The sequence below is a fragment of the Parvibaculum sp. genome, assembly GCF_035511255.1.
GTDB lineage: Bacteria > Pseudomonadota > Alphaproteobacteria > Parvibaculales > Parvibaculaceae > Parvibaculum.
This window is the reverse complement of sequence record NZ_DATKFR010000461.1, coordinates 1-2681: the sequence shown is the minus strand read 5'-3', so window position 1 is coordinate 2681 and position 2681 is coordinate 1. Positions and strand designations below refer to the sequence as shown.

Here is a 2681-nt window from a genome sequence, read left to right as displayed (position 1 = left end):
AGATCAACGCCTCTATGCCGCCATCCGTGACGGTAAGGCCGTTGCGGCGGACGACATATTTCTCGATCTTGAGCTTGTTCTTGATCGTTGTCGGCACTTCTGTGCGGCTGTCCATGAGAAGCCGCATCAGCGCATGCGCCTGATCTTCCGGCAGGTCGGGCATCGAACACCTCCGCTTGAAGAACAACCGGGGCGCGGCATCGTTCAACTGATCGTTTTGCCCGGCTGGCGCGCGGGTTTCCCCTGGGCGCCGGGCCGTTCTAGACTGCTCTTGTCCGGGACTGGACAGTCGGGCCGAGCGCCCCTATAAGCCGATTAATGAAAGACATTAAAGTCGCGCAGGGGCGCGCTTCTGGGGACCTGGGGACGAATGACCGAAGGCTATGAACTGTATGGCTCCGAATGCAGCTATTTCAGCGGCAAGGTGCGCGCCTATCTGCGCTACAAGCGCATCCCCTTCGTCGAATATCTGAACACGCCCGACGTCTATCGCGAGGTCATCCTGCCGCGCGTCGGCTGGCCGGTGATTCCGGTCATCGTGACGCCCGAGGGCGAAACCTTGCAGGACACGAGCGACATGATCGACGCGCTCGAACTGCGCTTCCCCGAGGCGCCGGTCTATCCGGCGACCACGAAGCAGCGGCTCGCGGGTCTTCTTCTCGAAGTCTATGCCGATGAGTGGCTGAAAATTCCGGCGATGCATTACCGCTGGAACAAGAACTACGATTTCGCCATTTCCGAATTCGGCAAGATGTCCGCGCCGGGACAGCCGGAAGACGTGCAGCGTGAAGCCGGCCTGAAAATATCGAAGCCCTTTGCCGGCGCGCTTCCCTTTCTCGGCGCGACACCGAAGACGGAAGCGGCCATCGAGACATCCTATGAAGGACTTCTCGGCGAACTCGACAGGCATTTCGCCGTCTATGAATTTCTCTTCGGCACGAAGCCGTCGATCGGCGATTTCGGTCTGATCGGGCCGCTCTACGCGCACCAGTATCGCGATCCGGCGTCCGGCGAGCTGATGAAGCGCATCGCCCCCAACGTCGCGCGCTGGGTCGAGCGCATGATGAAACCGCCGCACCCCAAGGGCGGCGAATTCCTCGCTCGCGACGAAGTGCCCGACACGGTGATCCCGATTCTGTCGCGTATGATGCGCGAGATGATCCCGGTTCTCGTCTCGACGGCGCATCACTTCGCGAAATGGGTCGCCGAGACGCCGGGCGCGAAAGAGGGAACTGAGGCCGTCCCCCGCGCCGTCGGCACGCATATGTTCACGCTCGAAGGCGCGCGCGACAGCCGTGCGATCTTCCCCTTCGATCTCTGGATGCTGCAACGGCCGCTCGACTTCATCGCGGGCCTCAACGAGGAAGACAAGCTCCGCGCCGCCGATCTGCTCGGCAACGCCGGCGGCGAAACCTTTCTCGATTTTCCGTCCTTTCCCCGCCTCACGCGAAGGAATTTCAAGCTCGCGCTCGCTTGAACGGGAGGCGGTGCGTCATTTCGCTCAGGCGCGGGGGGCTTGAAAGCGACGGATGGCTCCGGTAGCTCCGTAACGGGATGGGTATGAAAACAGCACGCTGGGCAGGGTTCCACATCGCGCTTGCCGCGATGCTGCTGCGCGCCCTCATGCCCGACGGCTGGATGCCTGCGCCCTCGCACCGCGCCGATGCCGGCTGGGCGCCCTTTGTCATCTGTACGTCGAACGGGCTCGTCCAGCTCCACCAGGCGCCGGGCTCGGATCGTCATGACGACGATGCCGACCATCGCTACGCACCCTGTCCTTATGCGGCGGCGGCTCACCTCGCCTCGCCGCAAAGTGCGGCCCCTGTCGCTCTTTATGAAGCCGCTTTTGTCTCGAACCGGCCCTCGATCGGCGAAACGCCCCTTGCCGACAAAGCCTTTCCGCAGCGCCGGAAATCCCGCGCACCTCCTTTCCTGACGGTCTGACCGGAAACGACCGCACGTGAACCGCCGGCATGACGCCGGTCATCGCGCGCGTCTGCATAACGTCATTCCAAGGAAGGAAACCCATGCCCATGCGCATGTCCTCACGCCGCGCGCGCCTGCTCCTCGGCTCCGCGCTCGCTCTCGTCTCGCCCGCTCCGGCCTTCGCCGCAGGCGCCACCCTTCTGCCGCCGGTAGACATCGAATCGCCCGAAGCGGCAAGCTCGACCGATCTCGGCGATACGCCGCTGACGGAAACGGCCGTCTCCCGGCTCGAACTGCTGCGCAAGCGCCTTCGTACCAATGACACGGCCTCGCTCTTCGACGGTGTTGCCGGCGTCTCCACCTACAAGGCGGGCGGCGTGTCGAGCCTTCCCGTCGTCAATGGCCTTGCCGACGATCGCGTCCGCATTGTGGTCGACGGCATGGTCATGGGATCGGCCTGTCCAAACCACATGAATTCGCCGCTCTCCTATGTCGATCCGTCGAATGTCGGCACGGCGAAGGTTCTGGCCGGCCTCACTCCCGTCAGCATGGGCGGCGACAGCATAGCCGGCACCATCAGCATCGAGACGCCCGCGCCGCTCTTCGGCACCACGCCGGACGTCTCGATCGTCGCCGCCACGGCCTCGACCTTCTATCGCAGCAATGGCGACGGGCTTTCGGGCTCGGTCTCGGCAACCGCCGCCAATGACAAGGTGAGCGTGAGCTATACCGGCTCGGGCTCCCGCTCCGGCAAC

3 protein-coding genes are annotated in these 2681 nt (G+C 63.8%); all 3 read left to right on the top strand.

The window, feature by feature from the left end; translation table 11 throughout:
• Positions 1-370 precede the first annotated feature (370 nt).
• A complete protein-coding gene (locus tag VMR03_RS17175) occupies positions 371-1477 on the top strand; it encodes a glutathione S-transferase family protein (RefSeq protein WP_325407383.1) in 1107 nt (368 codons plus the stop codon).
• An 83-nt stretch (positions 1478-1560) separates the two neighbouring features.
• On the top strand, positions 1561-1944 hold the full coding sequence (locus tag VMR03_RS17170; protein ID WP_325407381.1) for a DUF2946 family protein: 384 nt from the start codon (positions 1561-1563) through the stop codon (positions 1942-1944).
• 89 nt (positions 1945-2033) lie between these two features.
• The coding region (locus tag VMR03_RS17165; RefSeq protein ID WP_325407379.1) for a TonB-dependent receptor plug domain-containing protein at positions 2034-2681 on the top strand (648 nt) is incomplete at its 3' end.